Annotated in this window: 19 protein-coding genes; 13 read left to right on the top strand and 6 right to left on the bottom strand. The window is 73.6% G+C overall.

The window, feature by feature from the left end:
- Nucleotides 1–24: 24 nt before the first annotated feature.
- A complete protein-coding gene (locus ACILQ5_RS05590) occupies nt 25–714 on the top strand; it encodes a hypothetical protein (RefSeq protein ID WP_395656991.1) in 690 nt (229 codons plus the stop codon).
- 21 nt (nt 715–735) lie between these two features.
- Here the strand turns inward: ACILQ5_RS05590 and ACILQ5_RS05595 are convergent, their stop codons facing one another.
- Nucleotides 736–1,230 (bottom strand): nuclear transport factor 2 family protein, encoded by a 495-nt coding sequence (locus tag ACILQ5_RS05595; RefSeq protein ID WP_395656992.1) that lies wholly within the window; start codon nt 1,228–1,230, stop codon nt 736–738.
- Between the two features lie 162 nt (nt 1,231–1,392).
- Between ACILQ5_RS05595 and ACILQ5_RS05600 the strand changes: the two genes are divergently transcribed.
- Both ACILQ5_RS05600 and ACILQ5_RS05605 read left to right on the top strand, forming a co-directional pair.
- The gene (locus ACILQ5_RS05600) at nt 1,393–1,575 is read left to right on the top strand and encodes a hypothetical protein (protein ID WP_395656993.1); all 183 of its coding nucleotides are present in this window, start codon (nt 1,393–1,395) and stop codon (nt 1,573–1,575) included.
- Nucleotides 1,576–1,665: 90 nt separating this feature from the next.
- Nucleotides 1,666–1,860, top strand: a complete 195-nt coding sequence (locus tag ACILQ5_RS05605) for a hypothetical protein (protein WP_395656994.1) — start codon at nt 1,666–1,668, stop codon at nt 1,858–1,860.
- 13 nt (nt 1,861–1,873) lie between these two features.
- On the opposite strand, the gene ACILQ5_RS05610 is transcribed toward ACILQ5_RS05605, so the two are convergent.
- A complete protein-coding gene (locus ACILQ5_RS05610; RefSeq protein WP_395656995.1) occupies nt 1,874–2,329 on the bottom strand; it encodes a DUF6314 family protein in 456 nt (151 codons plus the stop codon).
- 41 nt (nt 2,330–2,370) lie between these two features.
- On the opposite strand from ACILQ5_RS05610, the gene ACILQ5_RS05615 reads away from it, so the two are divergent.
- The gene (locus ACILQ5_RS05615) at nt 2,371–2,835 is read left to right on the top strand and encodes a ribonuclease H (RefSeq protein WP_395656996.1); all 465 of its coding nucleotides are present in this window, start codon (nt 2,371–2,373) and stop codon (nt 2,833–2,835) included.
- A gap of 160 nt (nt 2,836–2,995) precedes the next feature.
- Here ACILQ5_RS05615 and ACILQ5_RS05620 read toward each other — a convergent pair whose 3' ends face one another.
- Both ACILQ5_RS05620 and ACILQ5_RS05625 read right to left on the bottom strand, forming a co-directional pair.
- Nucleotides 2,996–3,760, bottom strand: coding sequence for an MBL fold metallo-hydrolase (locus ACILQ5_RS05620; protein ID WP_395656997.1), 765 nt, complete (start codon nt 3,758–3,760; stop codon nt 2,996–2,998).
- Nucleotides 3,757–4,530: a putative protein N(5)-glutamine methyltransferase gene (locus tag ACILQ5_RS05625; protein ID WP_395656998.1), complete on the bottom strand. Its 774-nt coding sequence runs from the start codon at nt 4,528–4,530 to the stop codon at nt 3,757–3,759. Before ACILQ5_RS05625 ends, ACILQ5_RS05620 begins: the two co-directional genes overlap by 4 nt.
- Before the next feature lie 16 nt (nt 4,531–4,546).
- Here ACILQ5_RS05625 and ACILQ5_RS05630 point away from each other — a divergent pair, with 16 nt between their 5' ends.
- From ACILQ5_RS05630 to ACILQ5_RS05660, 7 genes are all read left to right on the top strand, one after another.
- Nucleotides 4,547–4,906, top strand: coding sequence for a hypothetical protein (locus ACILQ5_RS05630; RefSeq protein WP_395656999.1), 360 nt, complete (start codon nt 4,547–4,549; stop codon nt 4,904–4,906).
- Nucleotides 4,903–5,310, top strand: a complete 408-nt coding sequence (locus ACILQ5_RS05635) for a hypothetical protein (protein ID WP_395657000.1) — start codon at nt 4,903–4,905, stop codon at nt 5,308–5,310. The genes ACILQ5_RS05630 and ACILQ5_RS05635 overlap by 4 nt, the downstream gene beginning before the upstream one ends.
- Nucleotides 5,311–5,329: 19 nt before the next feature.
- The gene (locus ACILQ5_RS05640) at nt 5,330–6,523 is read left to right on the top strand and encodes an NADH:flavin oxidoreductase (RefSeq protein ID WP_395657001.1); all 1,194 of its coding nucleotides are present in this window, start codon (nt 5,330–5,332) and stop codon (nt 6,521–6,523) included.
- A 113-nt stretch (nt 6,524–6,636) separates the two neighbouring features.
- Nucleotides 6,637–7,404: an LLM class flavin-dependent oxidoreductase gene (locus ACILQ5_RS05645; RefSeq protein WP_395657002.1), complete on the top strand. Its 768-nt coding sequence runs from the start codon at nt 6,637–6,639 to the stop codon at nt 7,402–7,404.
- 22 nt (nt 7,405–7,426) lie between these two features.
- On the top strand, nt 7,427–8,509 hold the full coding sequence (locus tag ACILQ5_RS05650; RefSeq protein ID WP_395657003.1) for a diacylglycerol kinase: 1,083 nt from the start codon (nt 7,427–7,429) through the stop codon (nt 8,507–8,509).
- Entirely contained in the window at nt 8,506–9,312 is an 807-nt protein-coding gene (locus ACILQ5_RS05655) for an SDR family oxidoreductase (protein WP_395657004.1), read from the top strand. Before ACILQ5_RS05650 ends, ACILQ5_RS05655 begins: the two co-directional genes overlap by 4 nt.
- A 10-nt stretch (nt 9,313–9,322) precedes the next feature.
- Nucleotides 9,323–10,408, top strand: coding sequence for an MBL fold metallo-hydrolase (locus tag ACILQ5_RS05660; RefSeq protein ID WP_395657005.1), 1,086 nt, complete (start codon nt 9,323–9,325; stop codon nt 10,406–10,408).
- Between the two features lie 270 nt (nt 10,409–10,678).
- Here ACILQ5_RS05660 and ACILQ5_RS05665 read toward each other — a convergent pair whose 3' ends face one another.
- A complete protein-coding gene (locus tag ACILQ5_RS05665; protein WP_395657006.1) occupies nt 10,679–11,164 on the bottom strand; it encodes a GNAT family N-acetyltransferase in 486 nt (161 codons plus the stop codon).
- Nucleotides 11,161–12,081, bottom strand: coding sequence for an alpha/beta hydrolase (locus ACILQ5_RS05670; RefSeq protein WP_395657007.1), 921 nt, complete (start codon nt 12,079–12,081; stop codon nt 11,161–11,163). Before ACILQ5_RS05670 ends, ACILQ5_RS05665 begins: the two co-directional genes overlap by 4 nt.
- A gap of 68 nt (nt 12,082–12,149) precedes the next feature.
- Between ACILQ5_RS05670 and ACILQ5_RS05675 the strand changes: the two genes are divergently transcribed.
- Both ACILQ5_RS05675 and ACILQ5_RS05680 read left to right on the top strand, forming a co-directional pair.
- On the top strand, nt 12,150–12,749 hold the full coding sequence (locus tag ACILQ5_RS05675; RefSeq protein WP_395657008.1) for a carboxymuconolactone decarboxylase family protein: 600 nt from the start codon (nt 12,150–12,152) through the stop codon (nt 12,747–12,749).
- Nucleotides 12,746–13,621 carry an RNA polymerase sigma-70 factor gene (locus ACILQ5_RS05680; RefSeq protein WP_395657009.1) on the top strand — a complete coding sequence of 292 codons (876 nt, stop codon included), beginning with the start codon at nt 12,746–12,748 and terminating at the stop codon, nt 13,619–13,621. Before ACILQ5_RS05675 ends, ACILQ5_RS05680 begins: the two co-directional genes overlap by 4 nt.
- Nucleotides 13,622–13,664 lie beyond the last annotated feature (43 nt).

Genomic DNA, 13,664 nt, shown 5'->3' on the forward strand with positions numbered 1-13,664 from the left:
GCGGGTCTGGCCGGGCTCTGTGCCGTGCCTGTGACGTTCCTGTGGCTCGAGCCGTGCCTTCGGGCCACCCCGATCGGGTACGTCGGGGGTGTGCTCGACGCCCTCGTCGGATCCGCCCTCGCCCGGACCACCCGCACTGTCGCCGCCCTGCGTCCCGCGCGCAAGCCGCTGCACCCGCAGGGCCGGGTCGTGACCGGTCGGCTGCGGCGGACCGGGCTGCGTCCGCCGACCGGGGTCGCCTGGCTCGACGAGGTGGGGGAGGACGAGGTGCTCGTCCGCCGCTCGCGCGCGGTCGGGCTGCCGGCACCGCTGCCCGACATCCACGGGCTGGCCGTCCGCGTCCCGCTCGGGCCCGACGACCACGGCGACCTGCTCCTCGCGTCCACGGGCTGGGGTCGCGCCACCCGCTTCCTGCTGACCGTGAGCCGCCGCCCCGAGGGTCGGCCGCTCACCACGCTGCTGCCCTACCGGACCCCGGCGGGCCCGCTGCTCGTCGGGGCCCGAGCGCAGGGCGAGGACCGCTTCGAGCTCGCCTGCGCGGTCGGGCTGGGGGAGTGGCGGCCGTTCGCGACCCTCGACCTCGCCGCCGCCGGCGCGGACCTCGAGGTGTCCTTCGACCCGGTGCGCCGGCAGCTGCCGGGTCTCGAGCAGTACGACTGGGTGGAGCGGCTCCGCGAGCCGTCGTACGCGACCGCCCGCGGCTCGCGCCGCTGACGGCCGGACGTCGAGGACCGCTCAGGCGAACGCGGCCAGCCAGGCGCGGCCCTCGTCGGAGAGCCGGCCGTGGGTGTCGGCGACGCGCGCCCAGCGCCGGGTCGCCCGCAGGAACGTCGCGGGGTTGTAGACGTCCTCCTCGCACGACCACAGCCCGTCACTGGCGTAGGTGAGGATGGTGATGTTGCTCGCCCCGTGCCGCTCGCCGTCGCCGGGGTCCACCAGGTCGTTCCAGACCTCGCAGACGATCCGGCCGCGCTCCTCGTCGACCACGTGCCACGCGATCGGGAACCGGGGCATCTCGCTGCCGGGGAAGGTCGTCATCGTCTCGACGATCCAGCCGCGGATCTGCTCACGGCCGCTGAAGTCGCCGTACGCGTGCTCGCGGTACGTCGCGTCCTCGGTGAAGAGGTCCGCGAACCGTGCCCAGTCGCCGGAGCCGGCGATCCGGTCGACCTCGTCCTGGTAGTGCTGGAAGGCCGCCTCGAGCTCCGCGCGCGGCCAGGGGGTGCTCATGCCGGGACTGTAGGGCTCCACCGGGAAAAGTGGAACACGTTCTCCCTGCTCCGCCGGCGACCTCCAGTCACCCTCCAGTTCGCTCCCAGTCGCCCCCAAGAGGTGCGCGGGAGCGTAGGGGCACCGGGAGATGCCCGGGACCACCACCCCCAGGAGAGCACCATGATCGACACCTCGCTGCTGCCGTTCGCCGTCGGCTTCCTCGTCTTCGCCGCCGTGGCCACCGCGCTCGCGCTCGCCGCGATCGCCGCCGTCGCCACCGAGGGCCGCCGCTCGTCGCAGACGGTCGTGCCGCTGCACGCCGCGCACCCGGCCGTCGCTGCCGTCGCCGGCCGCGCCGCCTGACCCCTTGACAAGTAATCAGGCGATTACTAGCGTAGTAATCATTCAATGCATACCAGTGCCGGGACCGGCACCTCACCCCAGGAGAGCACCATGATCGACCAGAGCCTCACCCCCTTCGCCCTCGCCTTCATCGTCGTCGCGACCGTCGCCGCGGTCATCGCGACCGTCGTCATCGTCGACGCGGTCCTCGGGTTCGTCGCCCAGGCCCGCCGAGGCACGCAGCCGGTGGCCTCGCTGGCGCACCTGGAGCCCGCGGCTCCCGCCCCCAGCCGCTCGGCCGCCTGACCGCATGACCCGGTCAGGCGGGACCTCCACCGAGGTGGTGGGCCGGCCGGTGACCGGAGTGGATCGTCGTCATCACGTAGTCCTTCTCCGGCCCGGTCGCCCGCCACTCGACCGTCCAGCCGTCCTCGACCAGCTCGATCAGCCCCACGTAGTGGTCCGGCGCGCAGGGGTGCTCGACCCGGCGACCGACCGCCCACGGGTGGAACGGCCGCCCGTCGGAGAACTCCACGAACCACGCGTCGCTCGCGCGCACGACGAACAGCGTCCGCCCGACCGCGACCTCGCGCCCGTCCCAGCTCATCGTCCCGGTCTCGCTCCAGCGGACCCGGTCGGGTGACTCCAGCTCCAGCACCGCGGTGCCGCGCACGTCGCGCCGGCGGCCCGCCAGGCGGTCGTCCACGACCCGCCGCAGCTCCCAGGCCCCGAGCAGGTCGACCGGGCTGACCGGCACCCCGTCGTTCCCGACCATGCCCCGGACGCTACCCGTCCGGCCTGTGCGAGGGTGCTCCCGTGCCACCCCGCAAGCGCGCCCCCCGACCCGCGATGCCCGTCCCTCCCGGTGCCCGCGAGGTCTTCACCGACGGCGCCTGCGCCGGCAACCCCGGCCCCGGCGGCTGGGCCTGGGCGCTGGACACCTCGGTCCACGCGTCCGGCCGCGAGGCCCCCTCGACCAACCAGCGGATGGAGGTCCGGGCCGCGCTCGAGGCGGTCCGCGCCCTCGACGGGCCGCTGCTGGTGGTCAGCGACTCGACGTACGTCGTCAACTGCTTCCGTGACGGCTGGTGGCGCGGCTGGCTCGCGCGCGGCTGGACGAACTCCGCCCGGCAGCCGGTCGCCAACCGGGACCTCTGGGAGCCGCTGGTCGAGCTGGTCGACGCCCGCGGGGACGTCGCGTTCAGCTGGGTGAAGGGCCACTCGGGCCACACCATGAACGACTTCGTCGACCGGCTCGCGGTCGCGGCCTGCCGGGGCTGAGCGTTGCCGGTTCCCGACTGGTGAGCGGACCGTTTCCGTTCAATTGCTGGCAGAAGTCCGGGTTACCGACGGGTAGCACCGACCTGGCGGCGCAATTGAACGAGAACGAGCACCCCGGACCCCGCCGCACCCCACAGACGGGTCGTGCCGGGGCTGAGCGTCAGAGCTCGAGCCGGCGCCCGGGCTCGGCGAGCACGGCGTCGACGGGCTGGCCGGCGAGCGCGTCGACGAAGCGCCGGCCGGGCGTGGTGAACAGCCGGTGGTGGTTGTCACGGGCGATCCGGCGCAGCCCGAGCGGCCAGAAGGTCCCCCAGTGCACCGGGACCGCCGTGGTCGCGCCGACGGTCAGCACGGCGCTCGCCCCGTCGAGCGGGTTCATGTGACCGTCCTCGAGCGTGGGGCCCCAGCCGCCGATCGGGACCAGCGCCAGGTCGACCGCGCCGACGGACCGCATGTCCTCGCGCAGCTCGGTGTCGCCGGGGAACCAGAACGAGCGACCGCCCCCGTCGACGCGGAACCCCAGCGGCGGCCCGGTCACGCGGGTGTGCGGGCCGCGGCCGCCGTCGTGGGTCGCGGGGAGCACCCGGACCGTGACGCCGGCGACCTCCACGACCTCGCCCGGTCCCACCGGTCGGACCCGGTGCGACCCGAGGGCCCGCAGCAGCGACTCGCCGCCGCGGGGCACGAGGATCGGCACGTCGGTGCCGAAGCGGCGCAGGGACGGCAGGTGCAGGTGGTCGTGGTGCAGGTGCGAGATCAGCACGACGTCCGCCTCGTAGGCGCGGGCGGCCGGGCTGGCGCCGTACCGGCGCAGGTGGAAGAGCCGGTCGCCGAGCAGCGGGTCCGTGGCGACCCGGGCGCCGCCGATCTCGACGGTCGTCGACGCGTGCCCCCACCAGGTCATCGCGAGGTCGCCGGTGCTCACGGGTGCAGCGTAGGGCGACGACCCGTGGCCACGGTGCCGTCCACGTCATCGTCGCGTGTGACCTCGGCGACCAGGCCGGCAGCCGCCATCAGCGCCACGGTGCCGGACGCCTGGGCGACGCTGGTCTCGACGAGGAGCCGGCCGCCGGGGGTGAGCCACTCCGGTGCGCCGGCGACGACCCGCCGCTGCACGTCGAGGCCGTCACCGCCGCCGTCGAGCGCGACGCGGTGCTCGTGGTCGCGGGCCTCGGGCGGCATCGTGGCGATCGCCGCGGTCGGCACGTACGGCGCGTTGGCGACGACCGCAGCCAGCCGGCCACGCAGGCGGGGCGGGAGGGCGTCGTACAGGTCGCCCTCGTGGACCCGGTCCGGCGGCAGGTTGCGGCGGGCGCAGGCGACCGCGGCCGGGTCGAGGTCGGCGCCGTGCACCTCCAGGCCCGGCACGGCGGCGGCCAGCGCCGCGCCGACCGCGCCCGTGCCGCAGCACAGGTCGACGACGACGGCGCCGGGTCGGAGGCCGGCGGCCGCGTGCCGCACCAGCGCGGACGAGCGGAGGCGGGGCACGAACACCCCGGGCGCCACCGCGACCCGCAGCCCGCAGAACTCGGCGAAGCCGACGACCTGCTCGAGCGGCTCGCCCGCGACCCGGCGCTCGAGCATCGCGGCGAGGGTGTCCTCGTCCGGCGCGGCCGAGCTCAGCAGCCGGGCCTCGTCCTCGGCGTAGACGCAGCCGGCGGCGCGGAGGGCGGCCACCAGGTCGTCGGGAGCCATGGTCGATGATGCTCCCATGCCGAGCGTCAGCACCCAGATCACCTGGATCGTGGTCGGATACGCGCTGCTGGTCTTCGTCCTTGCACTGGTCACGGCGGGGCGTCGCCAGGGGCGCCCCCGCTGGCTGGACCAGATGGCCTGGATGCTCGAGCTGCTGCTGGTGGTGCGCGCCCTCGCCGGGCTCGGACCGCTGGTGGGGGACGACCCACCCGACTCGACCTCGACGTACGTCGGCTACCTCGTCGCGTCGGTGTGCGTGCTGCCGATCGCGATGCAGTCGGTGCGCGACGACCGTGCCGTGTGGTCGTCGGCCGTGGTCGCGGTCGCGGCGCTGGCGATCGCCGTGGTCGCCGTACGTCTGGAGATGACGGCGTGACCACCGCGCCCCGCTCCGGCCCGCACAAGGTGCTGCTGGCGTTCTACGCGCTGTTCACGCTGGCTGCCGGCGCCCGGGCGATCGTGCAGCTGACGACGCAGTACGACGAGGCGCCGGTCGCCTACTGGCTCTCGCTCGCGGCCGCCGTGACCTACGCGCTCGGCTGGTGGGCGATCCGGCAGGCGTCCGTGGGGCACACCGGGTTCGCGAGCGTGATGCTCTGGATCGAGCTCGCCGGCGTCCTGACGGTCGGGACGCTGTCGATCGTGGTCGACCGGTGGTTCCCGGACGCGTCGGTGTGGTCCGACTACGGGATCGGCTACGGGTTCGTGCCCGCGGTGCTGCCGGTCGCCGGTCTGCTCTGGCTGCGGCGGCAGAAGCGGACCACTCGCGCCGATCTGTAACGTGTTCTAGATTTCGGGCGTGACCGACGTCTTCGCCCCCGCCACCCTCGGACCCGTCCGGCTGCGCAACCGGACCGTGAAGGCGGCGACCTTCGAGGGGCGCACGCCGGAGGGCCAGGTCACCGACGGGCTCGTCGACTACCACCTCGCGGTGGCGCGCGGCGGCGTGGGACTGACGACCGTCGCCTACCTGTCGGTCGCCCCCGAGGGCCGCACGCACCGCGAGCAGGTCGTCGTCGGGGAGCACTCGCTCGCCGGGCTCGCCCGGCTGGCCGAGGCGGTGCACGCCGAGGGTGCCGCGATCGCCGGTCAGGTGGGCCACGCGGGGCCGGTCGCCAACGGGCGCTCCAACGGGGTCAAGGCGATCAGCGCGTCGCGGATGCCCAGCCCGCTGTCGATGCAGATGATCCGCGCGGCGACCGAGGCGGACCTGACCCGCGTCACCCGCCTCTACGTCGCGGCCGCGCGGACCCTGGTGCGGGCCGGCTTCGACGTCCTCGAGCTGCACATGGCGCACAGCTACCTCGTCTCGTCCTTCCTGGCCCCCGGCCTCAACCGGCGGCGCGACGACTGGGGCGGGTCGCTGGAGAACCGGGCCCGCCTGGGCCGCCAGGTCGCCCGCGCGGTCCGCGACGAGGTCGGGGACGAGGTGGCCGTGACCGCGAAGGTCTCGGTGTCCGACGGCTTCAAGGGCGGCGTCACGACCGACGAGGGCCTGGCGTACGCCCGGCTGCTCGAGTCCGACGGCTGCCTCGACGCGCTGCAGCTCAGCGGCGGCTCGTCCCTGATGAACCCGATGTACCTCTTCCGCGGCGAGGCGCCGGTGGCGGACTTCGCGGCGACGATGCCGTGGGTGATCCGGATGGGGATGCGGACGCCGGTGGGCCGGAGCTTCCTCAAGAGCTACCCGTTCGAGGAGGGCTACTTCCGCGAGAAGGCGCTGCGGTTCCGCTCGGAGCTCTCGATGCCGCTGATGCTGCTCGGCGGCATCAACCGGCGCGAGACCATGGAGCAGGCGATGGCCGACGGGTTCGACTTCGTCGCGATGGGCCGGGCGCTGCTCCGCGAGCCCGACCTCGTCAACCGGCTCGCCGCCGGCGAGGCCGACGCCGGGGTGTGCATCCACTGCAACCGCTGCATGCCGACCATCTACTCCGGGACGCGGTGCGTGGTGGTCGAGGAGGCGGGCGACACGTCGGGCTTCACCGGCTGACCGGTGACTCCCGCACGACACGCCGGCGGGGCACGGCGTGTCGTGCGGCCTTTACCGGCTGACCGGTGAAACCCGCACGACACGCCGGCGGCCGACCGTGGCACTGTGGCCGCATGGCTCCCGTGACCGGTGTCGTCTTCCGTCCGCAGTCCCCTCCCGAGGAGCTCCGCGCCGTGGTCGAGCACGCGGAGGCAGCCGGGGTGGCCGAGCTGTGGCTCTGGGAGGACTGCTTCCTCGAGGGCGGGCTCACGACCGCGGCGGCCGCGCTGGCCTGGTCGACCCGGCTGCGGGTCGGGATCGGCCTGCTCCCGGTCCCGCTGCGCAACCCGGCCCTGGCGGCGATGGAGATCGCCACCCTGGCGCGGATGTTCCCGGACCGCCTCGTCGTCGCGCTCGGGCACGGCGTGCAGCCCTGGATGGAGCAGGTGGGTGCCCGGGTGGAGTCGCCGATGACCCTCCTGCGCGAGCACGTCAGCGCGGTGCGGGCGCTGCTGGCGGGCGAGACGGTGTCCGTGTCCGGCCGGTACGTCCACCTCGACGGCGTCGCGCTCGACTGGCCACCCCCGACGGCGCCGCGGCTGCTGGTCGGCGCCCGCGGGCCGCGCACCGTCGCGCTCGGCGGCGAGGTCGCCGACGGGGTCCTCCTCGACTCGGTGACCGACCCCGACGTCGTACGACGCGCGCGGGAGGCGGTCGGTGGCGCCGCCCACCTCTGCGTCTACACGGAGGTGGACCCCCGGGGCGGCCTCCGCGACCTCGGGCGTTGGGTCGCCCGGCTCGGCGCGGCAGGGGCCGACACCGTCGTCCTCCAGGCCCCGGGCGACGCCCCGGACCCGCGCCCCCTCGTCGACGCCCTCGCCCGACCCTTCCCACCGGAGTAGAACGTGTTCTAGATTGCCGGGCATGGGAGACCCACTGAAGGTCGTCGTCTGGTCCACGGGGACCGTCGGCCGGCACGCGATCACGGGCATCGACGCCCACCCGGACCTCGAGCTCGTCGGGGTGTGGGTGTCCAACCCCGACAAGGACGGCAAGGACGCCGGTGAGCTGGCGGGGCTCGGGCGCGAGCTCGGCGTCGCCGCGACCACCGACAAGCAGGCGCTGCTGGCGATGCGGCCCGACGCGATCGTGCACACCGCGATGACCGACGACCGGGTCTTCGAGGCGATCGAGGACCTCGTCGAGTTCCTCGAGGCCGGCGTCAACGTCACCTCGAGCGGCCCGGTGCTCCTCCAGTGGCCGGAGAAGATCCTGCCGCCGGAGACGATGGAGAGGATCGCGAAGGCCGGCGAGCGCACCGGCGCGAGCCTCCACGTCAACGGGATCGACCCCGGGTTCGCGAACGACGTGCTGCCGCTGTCTCTGACCAGCCTCTCCCAGCGCATCGACGAGGTGCGGGTGATGGAGATCTGCGACTACTCGACCTACTACCAGCCGGTGGTGATGGGCGACCTGTTCGGCTTCGGCCGGCCGATGGACTACCGGGCGTTCCTCTGGGAGCCCGGCATCCTCACCATGGCCTGGGGCAGCGTGGTCCGCCAGATCGCCGCCGGCCTCGACATCGTCCTGGACGAGCCGCTGACCGAGGAGGTCGACCGGCGTGCCGCCGAGGTGGACACGCCCAGCGTCTCCGGCGACGTCGCCGCCGGCACCATGGGAGCGGTGCACTTCCAGCTGATCGGCAAGGTCAACGGCGTACCGCGAGTCGTCCTCGAGCACTACACGCGCACCGCCCCCGACCAGGTGCCCGAGTGGCCGACCCCGCCCGAGGGTGACGGCTGCTACCGGGTGGTGATCAAGGGGGAGCCCTTCATGCAGTGCGACTTCACCCACCACGGCGAGCACGGCGACCACAACGTCTCCGGGATGATCGTCACCGCGCAGCGGATCGTGAACGCCGTCCCGGCGGTCGTCGCGTCCCCCGGCGGGCTGGTCACGGCCCTCGACCTGCCGCTGGTCACCGGCCGCGGGCTGGTCGCGCGATGAGCGGCATCCTCGACCGGTTCTCCCTCGACGGCCAGGTCGCGGTCGTCACCGGCGCCGGACGCGGCATCGGAGCCGCCTGCGCGGTGGCGTTCGCCGAGGCGGGCGCGGACGTCCTGATCTCCAGCCGGACGGAGAGCCAGCTCGAGCAGGTCGCCGAGCGGATCCGGGCCGCCGGACGCCGGGCGGTCGTCGTACCGGCGAACCTCGACGACCTCGACGCGGTCGCCGGTCTCGCGCAGACGGCGTACGACGAGCTCGGCCGGCTCGACACGGTCGTCAACAACGTCGGCGGCACGATCCCGAACGCCTTCCTCGACACGAGCACGGACTACCTCGCGGAGGCCTTCCACTTCAACGTGATGACCGCGCACGCGCTCAGCGTCGCCGCGGTGCCACTGATGCTGAGGTCTCCGGACGGTCAGCAGAGCATCGTCAACATCGGCTCGATGATGGGGCGCGCGTCCGGCCGCGGCTACCTGGCCTACGGGACGGCGAAGGCCGCGTTGGCGCACTGGGCCCGCCTCGCGGCCCGTGACCTGGCGCCGCGGATCCGGGTGAACGCGATCGCGGTCGGGTCGGTGATGACCAGCGCGCTGGAGTTCGTCGCCGGCGTGCCGGAGATGATGGAGCAGCTCGAGACGAAGACCCCGCTCGGCCGGGTCGGGGAGGCCGAGGACATCGCTGCGGCCGCGCTCTACCTCAGCTCGCGGGCCGGGCAGTACGTCACCGGCAAGGTCATCGAGGTCGACGGCGGCATCCAGGAGCCCAACCTCGACCTCAACCTGCCCGACCTCACCCCGTAGGGTCCGGCAGGTGACCTCGTCGAGCACGCCCACGGCGTACGCCGTCTCGCCGGACTCCGGCGAGCACTGGTCGGCCGAGGGCGCCTGGCAGGTGGCCGACGGCATCCACCGGGTCCCGCTGCCGCTGCCGATGGACGGGCTCAAGGCGGTCAACGTCTACGTCCTCGAGACCGGCGACGGGCTCACGCTGATCGACGGCGGCTGGTCGATCCAGGTCGCGCGCGACCTGCTGGAGCGCTGTCTGGGCGACATCGGATACGGCTTCGGCGACATCCGCCGGTTCCTGGTCACCCACATCCACCGCGACCACTACACGCTCGCGACCGTGCTGGGTCACGAGTACGGCGCCGACGTCTCGCTCGGGCTCGGCGAGAAGCCGGGGCTCGACCTGCTCAACGACGCGCTCTCCGGCGCCCACGACTTCGAGGGCAACCCGTTCCTCGAGGTGCTGCGCACCGCGGGCGCGCACGAGATCGCCGACCTGTGGGCGGCCGGCGGTCCCACCGAGCTCCCGGACCCGGAGTGGTGGCAGTACCCGCACACCTGGCTGGCCGGCGACCAGGAGCTCGCCGTCGGCACCCGCACCCTCGACGCCGTACACACGCCCGGCCACACGCCCGGCCACTTCGTCTTCGCCGACCAGACCGCCGGGCTGCTGTTCGCCGGTGATCACGTGCTGCCGACGATCACGCCGTCGATCGGCTTCACGGTCCCGCCGGTGCCCGACCCGCTCGGCGACTTCATGGCCTCGCTCACCAAGGTCCGCGCGCTCCCGGACCTGACCGTGCTCCCCGCCCACGGTCCCGTCGCGCCGTCGTCGCACGCCCGGGTCGACGAGCTGCTCACCCACCACGAGGACCGGCTCGCGCAGAGCCTCCGCGCGCTGGCCGGCGGTCCGCTGACCGCGCACCAGGTCGCCCACCACCTCGGGTGGACCCGCCACGAGAAGCCCTACGACGAGCTCGACCCGTTCGCCCAGGGCATGGCGTCGATGGAGACCAAGGCGCACCTGGAGCTGCTCGTCGCCCAGGGCCGCGCGACGCGCGAGGAGACCTCCGGCGGGGTGCTGTTCGAGGCGGTCCTGCCGGCGCCGTGAAGGTTCATCGGCCGGCCGATGAAACTCATGCTCGGACGACAAAGGTTCATCGTCCAGGCGTGAGTTTCGTCGGCGGCTGCAAGGTCATACGACCCGGGTGCGGGGGCGACCGGGTCGCATGACGTCGCGGGGTCGTCGGCTGCGAGGTCATACGGCCCGGGTGCGGGGGCGACCGGGTCGCATGACGTCCCGGGGTCGGCGGCTGCAAGGTCATGCGGCCCGGGTGCGGGGGCGACCGGGTCGTACGACGTCCCCTGGGGCACCCTGCCCTCAGTCGTCGAGCGACCCGATGAACCAGTCGGGGTCCGCGGACCGCACCCATGGCCCGCGGCGCATCGGGGTGTGCGGGATCCCGTCCTCGAGGAACTCCGGGCCGTCGACCTCGAACCCGAACGTCGCGTACCACGACGCCAGCGGGGACTGGGCGTCCAGCACGACGTCCTTGCCCTCGCACAGCACGAGCGCGGTCGTCATCAGCCGGTCCGACCACCCCCGACCGCCACCTCGCGCGGCGCGGGCCAGCACGACCCGACCGATGCGCCAGACCGTGCCGTCATCGAGCACCCGGGCGTAGCCGACGACCTGCCCGCCGTCGTCCTCCATCACCACGTGCCGGGTCCCCGGCTCCGGGTCGCGGCCGTCGAGGTCCGGGTACGGACACTGCTGCTCGACGACGAACACGTCCTGGCGCAGCCGCCACACGGCGTACGCCGTCGCCGACGAGAGCTGGTCGAAGGTGGTCGCCGTGATGTTCACCGGAGGAACTCCAGCGTCTGCCGGCGCGCCTCGCCCGCCTCGGGCACGAGGGGGAGCAGCGGGTAGACGTGGATCAGGCCCGGTCGCTCGACGTAGGTGAGGTCCCAGCCGGCATCCTCCGCCCGCCGGGCGAGCAGCCGGCAGCCGGGGGCGAGGGTGTCGCGGGTGCCGCAGAACATCAGCGCCGGCGGTAGTCCCGCGAGGTCGCCGAGAGCGGGCGACACCTCGGGCCGGCCGAGGTCGTCGGGGGAGCCGGCCCACCAGCCGGCGTACGCCTCGATCTTGCCGAGGTGCAGCCACGGGTCGGCCGCCGAGAAGGCGGGCGTCTCGGGGGTGCTGGTCGTCAGGTCGACCCAGGGGGAGTGCAGGACGAGGCGCGACGGCTGCGGGCCGCCGCGGTCGCGGAGCGTGAGGGCCAGCGCGAGCGCGTAGCCGCCACCGGCCGAGTCGCCGGCGAGCACCAGCTCCCCGGAGTCCGCGGTCCAGCGGGCGACCAGGTCGGCCAGCTGGTCGTGGGAGTCGCGCCAGGTGTGCTCGGGCGTCAGCGGGTAGTCCGGCAGCACCACCCGCGCCCCGAGCGCCGTGGCCAGCCAGGCCAGGTAGCGCACGTGGAACGCGTCGATCCCCGAGACGAACCCGCCCCCGTGGACGTAGACCACGGTGCGGCGCGGGTCGGCGCCGCGCGGCGTCACGACGTACGACGGGAACTCGCCGGCCGCCCCCTTCAGCACCTCGGTGACGACCGAGAAGCGCTTGTCGAACCGCGGCACCAGCCGCGTGGGCAGCCCGGCGCGGTACGACGAGTGCGCCTCGACCAGCCGGGCGCGCTCGGTCTCCAGGCTCTCGAGCTCCGAGCTGCCGCGCAGCCGGGGCACCGCCCAGGCGAGCAGCTGGTGGCGCCGGCTCGGACTCGTCATGGGTGGAGTGTCACAGATCGGACCCGGTCGGTGTCTGGTGCACGACCCCACGAACCGAGGAGAGCGACATGGCCAGCACGTTCCGCATCCCGAAGGCACCGATCACCGGCCTCTACGGCAGGTTCCTCACCGCTTACGCCCGTCGGACCTACGGACAGGTCCCGGACGGGGTGCACGTCTACTTCCACCACAAGCCGCTGCTCAAGGCCGTGCTCTCCTTCGAGGGCAAGGTGGCGAAGTGGCGCGAGCTCGACCCGCACCTGAAGTCGTACGCCCAGATGGCCAGCGCCGCCGTCATCGGCTGCAGCTGGTGCCTCGACTTCGGCTACTTCCTCGCCCACGGCGAGGGCCTGGACGAGAGCAAGGTGCGCGAGGTGCCGCGCTGGCGCGAGTCCGACCTGTTCACGCCTCTCGAGCGGGAGGTGCTCGCCTACGCCGAGGCGATGAGCACGACGCCGCTCACCGTCACCGACGAGATGACCGCGAGCCTGGTCGCGCAGCTCGGCGCCGCCGCCGTCGTCGAGCTCACCCAGATGGTGGCGATCGAGAACATGCGGTCGCGCTTCAACGCCGCCGCCGGCCTGCAGAGCCAGGGATATTCGGATGTGTGCGAGCTGCCGCTCGCCGTACCGTCGACCGTCATGAGGACCGGTGGGCAGCAGGCATGAGCGCGACCGCCACCGACGCCTTCGTCGAGCACCGCAACCTCCTCTTCACCGTCGCCTACGAGATGCTCGGGTCGGCCGTGGACGCCGAGGACGTGCTCCAGGAGACCTGGCTCCGGTGGGCCGAGGTCGACCGGTCGCAGGTGCGCGACGACCGTGCCTACCTGGTGCGGATCGCCACCCGGCTGGCGCTCAACCGGATGCGCAGCAACGCCCGCCGGCGCGAGCAGTACGTCGGTCCGTGGCTGCCCGAGCCGCTGCTGACCACCCCCGACGTGGCCGAGGACGTCGAGCTCGCCGACAGCGTGTCGCTGGCGATGCTCACCGTGCTGGAGACGCTCGCACCCACCGAGCGGGCGGTGTTCGTGCTGCGCGAGGTCTTCGACCTCGGGTACGACGAGATCGCGGCGTCGGTCGACAAGACGCCGGCCGCCGTCCGGCAGATCGCCCACCGGTCGCGCGCCCACGTCGAGGAGCGGCGGCCGCGACGCGAGCCGAGTCCCACCGAGCACGACCGCGCGATGCGGGGCTTCCTCGCCGCCGTCTCGACCGGGGACATCCAGAGCCTGATGGACGTGCTGGCGCCCGACGTCGTCCTCATCACCGACGGTGGCGGCGTGAAGAAGGCGGCGCTGCGGCCGATCCTCGGGCGCGACAAGGTGATCCGGTTCCTCGACGGCGTCACCGGCGGTGTCGCGGCCGACGTCGACGTGGTCGTGGTCAACGGTGCGCCGGCCCTGCGCGTGGTCGTCGACGGCGAGCTCGACACGGTGGCGTCGATGGTGGTCGAGGACGGCCAGGTGACCGGGCTCTACGTGGTGCGCAACCCGGCCAAGCTGGCCCGCCTGGACGCCGTCGTCACGCTCACGCGCTGAGAGCCACCGACGAGCGTGGCCGCCGGCGACGTACTACTCTCAG

Origin of the sequence: Nocardioides sp. (assembly GCF_044226305.1) — a bacterium.
GTDB lineage: Bacteria > Actinomycetota > Actinomycetes > Propionibacteriales > Nocardioidaceae > Nocardioides.

Bases quoted from the DNA above. Each gene is read 5' to 3' on its own strand.
- ACILQ5_RS05595 (WP_395656992.1), bottom strand. From the start codon at position 1,230: ATGAGCACCCCCTGGCCGCGCGCGGAGCTCGAGGCGGCCTTCCAGCAC.
- ACILQ5_RS05600 (WP_395656993.1), top strand. From the start codon at position 1,393: ATGATCGACACCTCGCTGCTGCCGTTCGCCGTCGGCTTCCTCGTCTTC.
- ACILQ5_RS05605 (WP_395656994.1), top strand. From the start codon at position 1,666: ATGATCGACCAGAGCCTCACCCCCTTCGCCCTCGCCTTCATCGTCGTC.
- ACILQ5_RS05610 (WP_395656995.1), bottom strand. From the start codon at position 2,329: ATGGTCGGGAACGACGGGGTGCCGGTCAGCCCGGTCGACCTGCTCGGG.
- ACILQ5_RS05625 (WP_395656998.1), bottom strand. From the start codon at position 4,530: ATGGCTCCCGACGACCTGGTGGCCGCCCTCCGCGCCGCCGGCTGCGTC.
- ACILQ5_RS05630 (WP_395656999.1), top strand. From the start codon at position 4,547: ATGCCGAGCGTCAGCACCCAGATCACCTGGATCGTGGTCGGATACGCG.
- ACILQ5_RS05645 (WP_395657002.1), top strand. From the start codon at position 6,637: ATGGCTCCCGTGACCGGTGTCGTCTTCCGTCCGCAGTCCCCTCCCGAG.
- ACILQ5_RS05650 (WP_395657003.1), top strand. From the start codon at position 7,427: ATGGGAGACCCACTGAAGGTCGTCGTCTGGTCCACGGGGACCGTCGGC.
- ACILQ5_RS05655 (WP_395657004.1), top strand. From the start codon at position 8,506: ATGAGCGGCATCCTCGACCGGTTCTCCCTCGACGGCCAGGTCGCGGTC.
- ACILQ5_RS05670 (WP_395657007.1), bottom strand. From the start codon at position 12,081: ATGACGAGTCCGAGCCGGCGCCACCAGCTGCTCGCCTGGGCGGTGCCC.
- ACILQ5_RS05675 (WP_395657008.1), top strand. From the start codon at position 12,150: ATGGCCAGCACGTTCCGCATCCCGAAGGCACCGATCACCGGCCTCTAC.
- ACILQ5_RS05680 (WP_395657009.1), top strand. From the start codon at position 12,746: ATGAGCGCGACCGCCACCGACGCCTTCGTCGAGCACCGCAACCTCCTC.